We start from the raw sequence: 12,929 nt of genomic DNA, 5'->3' as shown, positions 1-12,929 counted from the left end.
ATCCGTACCTCCTACGGCACAAAGGAGCACCCGTGAAGAACGCCGGTCAGCTGTCCCGACGTCAAGTCCTCGCGGCCGCGGGCCTCGTCGGTCTCGCCTCTCTCACCGGCTGCGGGAGCGGGGACGAAGGCGAGGACGGCAAGGATCTCGCCAAGAAGCAGAACGGAGCGATGAAGGAGTACCGCGCCGGACAACAGTTCAAAGCGTCGAAACCGCTGTCGTTCTCTCTTCTGCACAACAACAACCCGGTCTATCCGATGAAGGACGGCTGGCTGTTCTGGACCGAACTGACCCGGCGCACCGGTGTCACGCTGAAGCCGATCGCCGTCCCGCTGAGCGACTACGAGAAGAAACGCAGTGTCCTCATCGGAGCAGGGGACGCACCGTTCCTGATCCCGAAGACGTACCACCCCTCCGAGGTCGCCTTCGTCTCGTCGGGCGCGATTCTCCCGGTCAGCGAGTACACGCATCTCATGCCCAACTTCCGTGACAAGGTCCGGAAATGGAGACTGGAGCCGGAACTCGACTCCATCCGGCAGTCCGACGGCAAGTACTACCTCCTGCCCGGCCTGCACGAAAAGGTCAAGTCCGGGTACTCGCTGTCGCTCCGCACCGACGTCCTGGGCAAGCTGGGACTGAACCTGCCCACCACCTGGGACGAGGTGTACGACGTCCTCAAGGCGATCAGGACCGAATACCCCGGCCGGTACCCCTTCTCCGACCGATGGAGCACCAACACCCCGTTTCCCGCCGCAGCGCTGTGCAGCTACCTCGGCCAGTCCTTCGGGGTGCGGGCCGGCTGGACGTACGACAACATCAGCTTCGACGCCAAGAAGGACGCATTCGTCTTCACCGGTGCGACGGACGGCTACCGTCAGATGGTCGAGTACCTGAGGAAACTGGTTACCGAGAAGCTGCTGGATCCGGAGAGCTTCACCCAGACCGACGACGACGCGGTGCAGAAACTGCTGGGCCAGAAGTCCTTCGCGATCAGCGCCAACCCTCAGGAGCTGGTCCAGAACTACCGCTACAACCTGGAGAAACAGGTCAGGGGAGCGAAGATCGAGATGATCCCGGTTCCGCTCGGCCCGGCCGGACCGGTGGTGCTCGGCGGAGCCCGGCTGGAGAACGGTCTCATGATCTCCACGAAGGCCCTCAAGAGCGACACCTTCGTCGCGATGATGCAGTTCGTCGACTGGCTGTGGTACTCGGACGAAGGGCAGCGGTTCGCCAAATGGGGTGTGCAGGGCTCCACCTACACCCTCTCCGACGGGCAGTACCGGCCCGGGCCCGGCATCAGCCTCATGGGCTCGGCCCCGGACGCCCCGAAGGACCTGCAGAAGGACTACGGCTTCTTCAACGGAGTGTTCACCTACGGCGGGAGCTGGGCGCTCGTCTCGTCCTCCTTCAGCCCGGACGAGAAGAAGTTCCAGGACGCGATGTCACAACGCGAACAACTGCCCGTCGGGCCGGCTCACCCGCTGCAGTCCGTGGAGCAGGAGCAGGCCTCCCTCTGGGACACGCCGCTGCGGGACCACGTCGTCCAGAGCACGCTCAAGTTCGCCCTCGGCAAGCGCCCGATGTCCGAGTGGGACGACTTCGTCAGCGAGCTCAAAGGCAAGAACATGGACCGCCTCGTCGGGCTTCACAACAAGGCGCGCGAGCGGTTCGCGAAGGAGAAGGCGTGATCCGGGTGCCCGAGGAGCCCGTGGGCCGGCACACGGATGCCTGGCGGCACTGTGTCGGCACCGGTCGCGTCGAACTCGCCCTGCGCCGCGACTACCAGGACTCCCTCGCCCTGATACAGCGCGACATCGGTTTCCGGTACATCCGCGGCCACGGCCTGCTCAGTGACGGGATGGGCGTGCACCGGCCGTACGACCACGAGGGCGCACGGCACGTCCATCATGCCTTCACCTACGTCGACCAGGTCGTCGACGCCTATCTCGAAGCCGGTCTGCGTCCCTTCGTCGAGCTCGGATTCATGCCGCAGGACCTGGCGTCCGGACCGCAGACGGTCTTCTGGTGGCGCGGCAACGTCACCCCGCCCCGCTCGTACCGCGAGTGGGCGGACCTGGTGCGGGCGGTCGTCGTTCATCTCGTGGACCGCTACGGCATCGAGGAGGTCCGCACCTGGCCGATCGAGGTGTGGAACGAGCCCAATCTGGCCGACTTCTGGCAGGGCGCGGACGAGAAGGCCTACCACCGTCTCTACGAGGTGACCGCGCACACCGTGAAGGACGTGGACGCCGGTCTCCAGGTCGGTGGTCCGGCGATCTCCCCGGGCGCCGACGACTGGCTGGAACGGTTTGCGGAGTTCGTCGAACACCGCGCGGCCCCCGTCGACTTCGTCTCGAAGCACGCCTACAGCTCCGGGCCCGCCCAGCACGTCCCGTTCGGCGCCCACCAGACACTGGCTCCGGCGTCCGACCTGCTCGCCCAGTTCGCCACGCCGCGTGACCGCCTCGAAGGAACCCGGCTGGCCGGCCTGCCCGTGCACATCACCGAGTTCAACTCCTCCTACCGCCCCGACAACCTGATCCACGACACCGCGTTCCACGCCGCCTACCTGGCCCCGGTCCTCGCGCACGGCGGTGACCTTGCGGACTCCTTCTCGTACTGGACCTTCAGCGACATGTTCGAGGAGGCCGGCGTCCCCACCGCCCTGTTCCACGGCGGCTTCGGGCTGCTCACCCACCGGCAGGTCAGGAAGCCCACGTACCACCTGTACGCGTTCATGGCCCGCACGGGTGCCGACCTGCTCGCCCGCGGCGACGACCACCTGGTCACCCGGCATCCCGACGGCCGGGTCACGGTCCTGGCCTGGACGCCCGTCGACGCGACCGGCGAGACCGCGGGCACCGACCGCCACGAGCTGCGGCTGTCCCTCCCGGTCGAGACCCGAAAGACCTCCGGGACAGGAGGGTTCCTCCGGGCCGAGGAAGCCGAGGAAGCGGAGGAATCCGACGAAGCCGACGGGGCCCGAGGAAACCTGGAAACCCGGAGAAACGGGGAGCGTAGGGCCCACGCCGCGGACAGGGGCCATGGGGCTGCAGAGGTTCAGGAGGTCTTCGTCCGCCGTTCCAGCGTCGACGAGGAACGCGGAAACGCTTACACAACTTGGCGGCACCTGGGCAGTCCGCGTTCGCCGAAGCCCGCACAACTGGACGTCCTGCACGAGGCGTCCGAGCCCGCCCGCAGCCACGGCAGGCTGCCCGTGCGTCAGGGCCGGGCCGAACTGAACCTCGTCCTGGCCCGCCACGAGATCACCCTCGTCGAACTCACTCCCGTCGTCGACGAGGCGCCGCCCTGGTGGGACGAACGCCGTCTGCTCGGCCGGGCGGCCCCATGAGTCCCACCAGTCCCACGAGCGCAGTGAGCACGGTGAGTACCACAGGCTTCGGCACCGGCCCCCTCTCCCGCGCCGCTGCCCTGCTGCACACCCTCCTCGTGGTCGAGGCCCTCTTCCTGGCCACGGCCGCCCCCGGGTTCGTCGGTCTGCTGTTCCTGGGTCCCGACCCGGCCAACCTGCCTCTCGCCGCGGTCTGCCTGCTGCCCCTCGGCCCGGCCGCCTCCGCGGCGCTCTACGCCCTGCACCACCGCAGCAGCGACCTCACCGACCTGCACCCGGCCCGCGTCTACCTGCGGGGATGGCGTCTCAACGCGCTGCCCGCGCTACGGATCGAGGCGCCCCTGCTGGCCTGGCTCACGGTGATCGTCTTCACCCTCACCCATTTCACCGCCACCGGACTGCCCGGCTGGTGGGCGGTACTGCTCGGGGGCATCGGCGTGGCCTCGCTCCTGTGGGGGGCCCATGTGCTCGTCCTCACCTCCTTGTTCACGTTCCGCGCCCGCGACACCGCCCGCCTCGCCGCGTACTTCCTGTTGCGGCGGGGGAGCGCCACCGCGGCCGCGGCCTCGTTGCTCGTCCTGGCGGGCGGCCTGACCGCGCTGTTCACGGAGGCTCTGGCCGCACTTCTGGCGGCCCCGCTGCTGCTCTCCCTGCTGCGGTCCAGTCGCCCGGTGATCGTCGAGACCCAGGAGGACTTCATCGCATGACCGCGCCCCGCACCGGAGACGACGGCCGACTCCCGCACACCGCCAGAATCCCGTACGGCGGGGACTACAACCCCGAGCAATGGCCGCAGGAGATCCACGACGAGGACCACCGTCTGTTCACGCTGGCCGGCATCGACACCCTCACCGTCGGGGTGTTCAGCTGGTCGCTGACACAAACCGCCGAAAGCGATTACGACTTCACGGTCCTGGACCGTGTCCTCGACCGCGTCGCCGCCGAGGGCCGCCAGGTCTGCCTGGCCACCGGGACGGCCGCTCTCCCGCCCTGGCTCGCGAAGAAGTATCCGGAGGTCAATCGCACCGACTTCGAAGGCCGCCGGCACCGCTACGGACAGCGGCACAACTTCTGCCCCAGCTCGACCGCGTACCGAAGGCTGTCCACTGCCCTGGCCGGCCGCCTCGCCGAACGGTACGCCGCACACCCGGCCTTGCTCGCCTGGCACATCAACAACGAGTATGGGGGCGCTTGTTACTGCGAGCGCTGCGCCGACGCGTTCCGTGACTGGCTGCGCGCCCGGCACGGCACGCTCGACGCCCTCAACGACGCCTGGTGGACCGCGTTCTGGTCCCACCGCTTCACCGACTGGGACGAGATCGAGCCCCCGAGCACACTCACCGAGCACTGGCGCGGCCCCGACCACACGGCGTTCCAGGGCATCACCCTCGACTACCGGCGCTTCATGACCGACGCCCTGCTCGGCTGCTTCACCGCGGAGAAGGAGGCCATCCGCGCCCACGACCCGGACACACCGGTCACCACCAACCTCATGGGCGCCTACCGCCCCCTCGACTACCACCGCTGGGCGCCCCACCTGGACTTCGCCTCCTGGGACAACTACCCGCCCCTGGACGCCCCGCCCACCCGTCCGGCGCTGGGCCACGACCTGATGCGCGGCCTCAAGGGCGGCGCGCCCTTCTGGCTGATGGAACAGTCCCCGTCGACCACGGCCTGCCGCGACGTCAACCCCTTGCGCCGCCCCGGCGAACTCCGCCTCGCCACCTGGCAGGCCATCGCCCACGGCGCGGACGCCGCCCTCTACTTCCAGATGCGCGCCGCACGCGGAGCGTGCGAGAAGTACCACGGCGCGGTCATCGGCCACGCGGGCCGCGACGACACCCGGGTGTTTCGTGAGGTGGCCTCACTCGGCGAGGAGCTGCGCGCACTGGGTCCCCTCACGCTCGGCGGCCGGACCCCCGCCCGCACCGCCCTGCTGTTCGACTGGGACAGCTGGTGGGCCCTGGAGATATCCGACGGCCCCTCCCGACTCGTCCGGTACACCGACGTCGTACACGCTTACTACCAGGCGGCGCGCGAGGCCGGAGCCGACGTGGACGTCGTACCCGTGACCGCGGACCTCACGCCGTACGACGTCGTTCTCGCCCCGGTGCTGCACCTGGTCGGGGCGGATCTCGCATCCCGGCTCGAGGAGGTGGCCAGGCGCGGCGGAACCGTGCTCGCCACCTTCCTCACCGCCCGCTCCGACATCCACGACCGGGCCTTCCTCACCGACGTCCCCGGTCCGCTGGCCCCGCTGCTGGGCATTCGCGTGGAGGAGTGGGACGCACGGCCCGAAGACGTCGAGAACCCGGTGCGGTTCACCGCGTTCACCGCACGGGCCCGCCTGGTCTTCGAGATCGTCCGGTTGTGCGGCGCCGAGGCGGTGGCCCGCTACGAGACGGATTTCTACGCCGGAACCCCGGCGGTGACCCGCAACGGTCACGGTGCCGGCCAGGCCTGGTACGTGGCGACGGCCCTCGACCAGCCCGGAGTCGACCACGTCGTCCGTAGCGTCCTCGCCCGCCACGACCTGATCGGCCCCCACGCCGATCACCGCAGTGTGGAGACCGCCACCCGAGTCACCCCGGACGGCGCTCGCCTCCTCTTCCTCCTCAACCACGGCGCCGAGCCGGCCCGCCTCACCGCGCACGCCGCGGCCACCGACCTCCTCACCGGCAAGCGGCACGACCGGGGCGAGGCGCTGGTGCTGGACCCGCGGGGCGTGGCCGTCCTGCGGCTTCAGTAGATCGTGCGACCCCGTTCGTCGGGGATCCCGGACTTCCGCAGGAAGTAACTGTTCACCTGGTCGCGCCACTCCCGTGCGCAGCGCACCTGCTCCTCGTACCGCTCCGCCACCCGCGCATGGCGCGCCGGTTCGACCAGGTCCGCGAGTCCCGCCCACACCCGACGGGCCTCCTCGGCCTCCTCCACACCCTCGAAATGGGTGTCGTAGATGTGTTGCACAACCGTCTTCCCGCTGTTCAGCACATGTCCGTACGGCACGTGGTGGAAGAACAGCAGAAGCTCGTCCGGACAGGAGCCGGGCGACTCGTACAGCTCGGCCCACGGCCCGGCGTACTGCGCCGCGTACCCGGTGCCGGTGGCGGAGCTCCGGTCGACGCCGACCCCGTCCCGGTCCGCGAAGTGGTACGTCCCCCAGGGGCTGTACTCGTAGCCGTCGACGCCCGGCCCGTAGTGATGCCCGGGCTGCACCATGAAGCCCACGCCCAGCGGTGCGGTGTACTTCTCGTACGTCCGCCACGAGCCGTGCAGCAGTGTTCGCAGGCCGTCGACCAGACGCTCGGCGGCGGACGGGAAGGTCAGCGCGATCCATTCGTCCAGGATCCGCCGCGGGTCGGCGTCCGGTTGCCAGGCCAGCCGGCCGAAGGTGTAGAGGTTCGCCTGCGCCAGCGGGTGCCCGGTCCAGAACGGGTCGTCGCCCACGTTGGACACGGCGACCATGCCACCCCGCGCCAACTCACCCACCGACGAACCGTGTTCGCCCTCGGGCCGGAACCGCAGCACCTCGCTCCACATCGGCCCGAGCCAGCACACGTGCCGCTGCTGTCCGGTGTACTCCTGCGTGGCCTGCACCTCGACGGCGAACCGTGTGCGGGGCAGCGCGCCGAGCACCGGAGAGACCGGCTCGCGCACCTGGAAGTCCATCGGCCCGTGCTTCACCTGGAGCACGGCATTGTCCGCGAACTCCCCGTCCAGCGCGGCGAAGTGGTCGTACGCGGCACGCGCCCGGTCCGAGGAGCGGTCCCGCCAGTCCTGGCGGTGGTCGTACACGAACGCCCGCCAGTGCACGGTGCCGCCGTGCGGCGCGAGCGCCGCGGCCAGCATGTTCGCGCCGTCCGCGTGCGAGCGGCCGTAGGTGAACGGGCCCGGCTGCCCCTCGGAGTCGGCCTTCACCACGAACCCGCCGAAGTCCGGGACCGCCGCGTACACCCCGCGCGCCGCCTCCGCCCACCACTCGCGCACCGACTCGTCCAGCGGGTCGGCGCAGGCCTGCCCCCCGAGCAGGACCGGCGAGGCGAAGTTCACCGACAGGTGAGTCCGGATGCCGTAGGGGCGCAACGCGTCGGCGATGCGCGCGACTTCACCGACGCGGTCGGTGAGCAGGTGCGCCTCGGCCTCGTGCACGTTGACGTTGTTGACCGACACGGCGTTGATCCCACAGGCGGCGAGCAGCCTGCCGTACCCCCGGACGCGCTCCGTGTCCGCACGGGCCAGCCCGTCCCGCCAGAACAGCGAACCGCCCGCGTACCCGCGCTCCACCTGGCCCATGACCGGGTGCACGGCCACGTTGTCCCAGTGGTCCAGCATCCGCAGTTCCGTCGCGGGGCGATGCGCCTCGGACGTGCGCTCACCCCCGAAGGCGTCTTCGCCGAGCCGCACGACGTGGAACAGCCCGTACAGCAGGCCCCGTTGGCCCGGCGCCGTGACCGTGGTCGTACCGGCGGCCCGCTCGAGGACGAATCCCTCCTCGCCCAGGTCTTCGAGGAGGCCGGGGTCCGCGTGCCGGTCGGCGCCCCCGTCGTGGACCGCACGCAGCACGAGATCGTACGAGCCGTCCGAGCCGTCCGAGCCGTCCGAGCTCTCCGGAACACCCCGCGCGGCCCGCGTGCTGCGTACGACCGAACCGCCGTGGAGGGCGCATCCCCGGGCCACCTCACCGTGCACCGTCTCCACCAGCGGCCCCGAGCCGTCCACCAGCGTTCGACGGGTTCCCAGCGGGTGCAGCACCTCCCACGGCAGCCAGGCGGGGTCGACCCCGACCGGCAGGCCGGGCACGGTGATCGGCATGGTTCCTCCGTCCTGCGCGGGCACGCCCGGAATCTCACTGAAACGCTTCCGGACGCGATTCCAGGGCCCCGAACGGGGCTCTAGGCGACGGCTGCTCCGGAGCCGCGGGCGGCGCCGATGAGGTCCGTGAGTCCGGCGTCGTCGTACACGGAAATGTCGACGTAAGCGCCTTCGGGCAGGTCGAAGTCCTCCACCTCGTAGTCGAGCACCGCAGAGGTCCCGGGCGGGCTGAACGTGCCCAGAGTGTGGGTCGTGCCCCCGAAGGTGTAGCTGACACGGACGTAGTACGTGTCACCGTCGTTGGCGGTGTCGTACACCCACAGCTTCTCGTCGTACGGGTGGAACTCCACCTTGCCGACGAACGCTCCCGAGTCGGTCAGCTCCATCTTCACCGCGTAGCCGCCCGCGTCGTTCGCGAAGTACGTGTTGTCGAACGGGTCCGTGAGGTTGCCGCCGCTGCAGGGGCAGGCGTCGGTGTCGTAGTAGTGCGCGCGGAACGTCGGATTCGGGCTGTACGCCTGCGCCGGGGCCGCCGTCGCGAACAGGGTCCCCGCTCCCAGCACCGCTCCCGCCAGCAGTCCCGTGCACCGCCTGACGAAGTCCATCGTCGCCTGCCCCCTCCGTGAAGGACCGCCCGCCGCCCGCGGGCTGCCCGTCCACCGCGGAACACGGGTGACGCCCGGCACGGTGGACGCTCGCTGTCGGTCACCACATCATGACAGCAACTCCACCTCGGACAGGCGCACTTGACTCACTGCGCCTCCCTTTCCCCCGGTGTTCGCCCGGCTCCCGGCACCGTCGAGGACCAGCCGGTAGGACGTGTACGTCCCCGGCCGGGCGACGGTGAACGCGCGGGTCTGGCGGTCCCAGCGGAAGGTCTCCCCGGACCGTCGGTCCAGATCGGTCCACGTCACCGTGTCGGTGGAGCCCTGGAGGGTCCAGCTCCCGGGGGCCTGGGCGTGGTCGGCGGACGTCAGGGTGTACTGCACCGCCCTGGCGCCGGAGGGGACCGGCAGAGCGAGCGTGCCCGTCACCGTCGCCTGCGTCGCCGAGGTGTCGTCGAACAGCGCGCCCTCGCCCTTCAGCACGTCCGTGCGAGGCGTCGGCGTGCTGTCTCCCCGAGTGATCGAGACGGGCCCTGCGTTCTCCCCGGAGCCCCATGCCGAGGGCCGCGGTCCCATGGCGAACTCCACAACCCCGCCCCCGGCGAGCAGCGCGTGCGGCAGCGAAGTCGACGTCCAGGGACGTCCGTCGACCATCAGGCCCTGCACATAGACGTTCTTCGCGCTGTTCCCGGGCGCCCTGACCACCAGGTCCCGGCCGTTCTCCAGGTGCACGGTCGCCTTCGTGAACAGGGGCGACCCGACGGCGTACTCGCCGCTGCCCATCACCAGCGGGTAGAAACCGAGAGCGGAGAACAGATACCAGGCCGACTGCTCGCCGTTGTCCTCGTCGCCGTGGTAGCCCTGCCCGATCGAGCTGCCGGTGTAGAGCCGCGCGAGGACCTCGCGGGCCTTCGCCTGGGCCTTCCAGGGCTGCCCGGCCGCGTCGTACATGTAGATCGCATGGTGGGCGACCTGGTTGGAATGCCCGTACATGCCCATCCGGACGTCCCGCGCCTCCGTCATCTCGTGAATGACTCCGCCGTACGAGCCCGAAATATCGGGGGAAGCGGTTTCCGGAGTGGCGAAGTAGGCGTCGAGCTTCTTCGCCAGACCCTCGCGGCCGCCGTACAGGTTCGCCAGGCCCCGGCTGTCCTGAGGGGCGGTGAAGGCGTAGCCCCAGCCGTTGGTCTCGGTGTAGTCGTAGCCCCAGATCCGCGGGTCGTAGCTCCCCGACGCCACCCGCCAGGCGCCCTCGTCGTCCTTGCCCTGGAAGAAACCGGCCTTCGGGTCGAAGAGGTGCACATAGCCCTGCGCGCGGTTGAGGAAGTACGCGGACTCCTCCCGGTAGCGCCGCTCTCCGGTCCGCCGGTACAGGGCCTGTCCCATGCGGGCGATGCCGTAGTCGTTGAGGTAGCCCTCCAGCGCCCATGACAGGCCCTCGTGGGTGGCCGTGCTCGTGTACCCGAGGAACGGGGAGGTCGTCATGCCCTTGCGGCCCACCCCGGAGGCCGGCGGCACGACCGTCGCGTTCTTGACGGCCGCCTCGTACGCGGCTTTCGCGTCGAACCCGACCCCCTTGACGTAGGCGTCCGCGAAGGCGACGTCCGACGAGGTGCCGGTCATCAGGTCGGCGTACCCGGGGGAGGACCAGCGAGAGGTCCAGCCGCCGTCCTTGTACTGCTGCACGAAGCCGTCGGTCAGCACGCCCGCCTGGGTGGGGGTGAGGAGCGCGTACGCGGGCCAGGTGGTCCGGTAGGTGTCCCAGAAACCGTTGTTGACGTACACCTTGCCGTCCACGATCTTCGCGCCGGTGTGGGTCGGGGTGTCCGGCCCCGGCATCGGAGAGAAGGGGGACGCGTACCGGTAGGCCGAGCCGACCCGCTCGAAACCGGAGTTGGGGTACAGATACAGCCTGTAGAGGTTGGAGTAGAGCGTGGTCAGCTGGTCCTGACTCGCGCCCTCCACCTCGACCGTGCCGAGCAGCCTGTCCCACTGCTGCCGGGCCCGCGCCTTCACCGTGTCGAAAGCGGTGTCCTGCGGGATTTCCCGGCGGAGGTTGTCACGGGCCTGGTCGACGCTGATCAGGGAGGTAGCCAGCCGCAGGGTGACGGTGCGGTCGGCACCCGCGTCGAAGCGCAGGTAACCCTTTACCCCGCTGGACGAACCCTGGGTCACGGGCGCGTCGAACGCGCCGTACACGAAGAGCCGGGTCGCGCCCGCCGACAGGCCCGACTTGACGTCCGAGTAACCGGTGACGACACCGGCTTCCGCGTCGAGGGTCAGGCCCGCCTGGTCGGTGACGTTGTCGAAGACGACGCTCGCGTCCGAGCCGGGGTAGGTGAACCGCAGCGCGGCCGCATGGTCGGTCGGCGCCATCTCGGCCGTGAGGCCGTTCTGGAAACGCACTCCGTAGTAGTGCGGGCGGGCCGTCTCGTCGGAGTGGCGGAACGCCAGGGCCCGAGCGGTGCGCCCGGTGTCCGGGACGCCGGCCGCGGCGGACGGCATCACCTGGAAGGTCTGGCGGTCGCCCATCCACGGACTCGGCTCGTGGCTCGCGCCGAACGCCTGGATCGTCGGCAGGTTGTCCGCGTTGTTGGCCCGTGCGTAGTCGTACAGCCAGCCCAGTGAGGACGCGTTCGTCACCGGCGTCCAGAAGTTGAACCCATGGGGCACGGCCGTCGCGGGAAACGTGTTTCCGCGGGAGAAGCCGCTGCTGGAGTTCGTGCCGCGGGTCGTCACCGCGTAGTCCGAGAGATGCGTTTTCCTCGTTTCCGGAGCGGCCGTGTGCAGCGCGATGTCGTCCACCCAGCCCCGGAACCGCGCCGGCCCGCCGGGGGAGTCGTAGGCGACGAGGATCCGGTCGACCGTCCTGCCTGCCGCCACCGCCCCGATCCCGGACGTCACGTCGTTCCACTGGTTGACGTACAGCCCCTTCGCCGCGCCCTGGCCGCGAGGCGACAGCGGGAATCCGTGCTGGTCGCTCGCCCCGAGCCCGCTCAGATACGTTCCGTCCGTGAAGGCCAGGTCCACCGAGACGTTCGTGGCGGCGTAGTCGCGGTCGCCGTCCGCCATCGACGGGAAGATCCGGTACGAGAGCCGGGTACCCGTGCCGACCCGCACGTTCACGTCGAAGACCTTGTTGTACGAGTACGCCCGGCCCGACGCGGTGTGCCGGCCCGCGTAGCGCAGCGCCCGCCGCCCGGTGAAGCCGGCGCCGGCCTTCGCGGTCGGTGAGCCGCCGGGACCCCGGTCGACGACCGTGAGCATGTCCGGCGGAACGGGCCCGTCACCGCCCCCCGTGCCGAACCGGACGTCGGCGAGCTGCAGGATCGCCGCGCCGTGGTTCCCGGTGACGTCCAGCCGGAAGTGGCGGTAGGCGGCCGGGGCGGTCAGACCGAACGTGCGGGTCTGCAACCGCTGCGAGAACGCTTCCCCGGTGCGGGTGTCGAGGGGCGTCCACTCGGCGCCGTCCGCAGAGCCGGAGAGGGTCCAGTCGGCGGGGTCGCGTTCGGCTGCGTCGTTCGCCGAGGTGAGGGCGTAGGCGCTGACGGCCGCGGGTTCGTCGAGGTCGAACTCGACCCATCCGGTGGCGGCGAAGGCCAGCCACTTGGTGCTCGCCTCGCCGTCGAGGAGGTTCTCCTTCACCTCGCCGCCGGCGCTGTTCTCGGCGCTCGCCCGGATGCCCGTGACCCGGTCGGTCACGTCGCCGGGGAGCCCGCCGCCGTATCCGCCGTCCACCCCCGAGGCGCGGCTGCCGCCGTCCGGCGCGGTGTCGACGGTGCTTCGCCAGTCGGGGGCGGGTTCTCCCGTCTCGAAGGACGAGGCGAACTCCCGGCCGGGGAGCGGGACGGGGGCCGGCAGCGCCGTCGCCGTTCCCTGTGCGCCGACCGCCATGACCACCGCGGCCGTGACCACGGCCGTCCGTAACCGCCTCAACCGCTGCATGCGTGAGCGCCCTCCCGCCTCCGGACAACGCCCCGGACAACGTTGTCCTCCTGCCGCGCAGGAATCAGTAGGGGGTCAAGTGGACAGTGATGTCAAGGATGTTGGTTACGTCGAACGGCGCTCATATCGTGCAATTTTCCGGCAAGGTGCCCACCGGTCGTTCATATTTCCGTGAGGTCTCAACTCGGAAAAGACCCGAGACCAACCTTGCATTC

The 12,929-nt window shown here is 70.0% G+C and carries 7 protein-coding genes; 4 read left to right on the top strand and 3 right to left on the bottom strand.

Annotated features, from left to right (window positions below; all coding sequences use genetic code 11):
• Positions 1 to 32: 32 nt before the first annotated feature.
• Genes OHS82_RS11725 through OHS82_RS11710 form a run of 4 tightly spaced genes read left to right on the top strand, consistent with a single transcriptional unit; the run spans position 33 to position 6,101 of the window.
• Complete coding sequence (locus tag OHS82_RS11725) at positions 33 to 1,688, top strand: ABC transporter substrate-binding protein (protein ID WP_057575691.1); 1,656 nt, start codon at positions 33 to 35, stop codon at positions 1,686 to 1,688.
• Positions 1,685 to 3,352, top strand: coding sequence for a GH39 family glycosyl hydrolase (locus tag OHS82_RS11720; protein ID WP_328433834.1), 1,668 nt, complete (start codon positions 1,685 to 1,687; stop codon positions 3,350 to 3,352). The genes OHS82_RS11725 and OHS82_RS11720 overlap by 4 nt, the downstream gene beginning before the upstream one ends.
• Entirely contained in the window at positions 3,349 to 4,059 is a 711-nt protein-coding gene (locus OHS82_RS11715; RefSeq protein ID WP_057575693.1) for a hypothetical protein, read from the top strand. The genes OHS82_RS11720 and OHS82_RS11715 overlap by 4 nt, the downstream gene beginning before the upstream one ends.
• A complete protein-coding gene (locus OHS82_RS11710; RefSeq protein ID WP_328433833.1) occupies positions 4,056 to 6,101 on the top strand; it encodes a beta-galactosidase in 2,046 nt (681 codons plus the stop codon). Before OHS82_RS11715 ends, OHS82_RS11710 begins: the two co-directional genes overlap by 4 nt.
• Here the strand turns inward: OHS82_RS11710 and OHS82_RS11705 are convergent.
• From OHS82_RS11705 to OHS82_RS11695, 3 genes are all read right to left on the bottom strand, one after another.
• Positions 6,095 to 8,164, bottom strand: coding sequence for an alpha-glucuronidase (locus OHS82_RS11705; RefSeq protein ID WP_328433832.1), 2,070 nt, complete (start codon positions 8,162 to 8,164; stop codon positions 6,095 to 6,097). The two genes, OHS82_RS11710 and OHS82_RS11705, sit on opposite strands and share 7 nt — an antisense overlap.
• 80 nt (positions 8,165 to 8,244) lie before the next feature.
• Positions 8,245 to 8,769: a hypothetical protein gene (locus OHS82_RS11700; protein ID WP_057575699.1), complete on the bottom strand. Its 525-nt coding sequence runs from the start codon at positions 8,767 to 8,769 to the stop codon at positions 8,245 to 8,247.
• 108 nt (positions 8,770 to 8,877) lie between these two features.
• Positions 8,878 to 12,714, bottom strand: coding sequence for a GH92 family glycosyl hydrolase (locus OHS82_RS11695; RefSeq protein ID WP_328433831.1), 3,837 nt, complete (start codon positions 12,712 to 12,714; stop codon positions 8,878 to 8,880).
• Between the last annotated feature and the right edge of the window lie 215 nt (positions 12,715 to 12,929).

The organism is Streptomyces sp. NBC_00425 (assembly GCF_036030735.1).
Classification (GTDB): domain Bacteria; phylum Actinomycetota; class Actinomycetes; order Streptomycetales; family Streptomycetaceae; genus Streptomyces.
The sequence above is the reverse complement of the archived record's forward strand: the minus strand, read 5'-3'. Positions and strand labels throughout refer to the sequence as shown.

Coding starts and splice junctions, on each gene's coding strand:
- OHS82_RS11715 (WP_057575693.1), top strand. CDS start 3,349: ATGAGTCCCACCAGTCCCACGAGCGCAGTGAGCACGGTGAGTACCACA.
- OHS82_RS11710 (WP_328433833.1), top strand. CDS start 4,056: ATGACCGCGCCCCGCACCGGAGACGACGGCCGACTCCCGCACACCGCC.
- OHS82_RS11705 (WP_328433832.1), bottom strand. CDS start 8,164: ATGCCGATCACCGTGCCCGGCCTGCCGGTCGGGGTCGACCCCGCCTGG.
- OHS82_RS11700 (WP_057575699.1), bottom strand. CDS start 8,769: ATGGACTTCGTCAGGCGGTGCACGGGACTGCTGGCGGGAGCGGTGCTG.
- OHS82_RS11695 (WP_328433831.1), bottom strand. CDS start 12,714: ATGCAGCGGTTGAGGCGGTTACGGACGGCCGTGGTCACGGCCGCGGTG.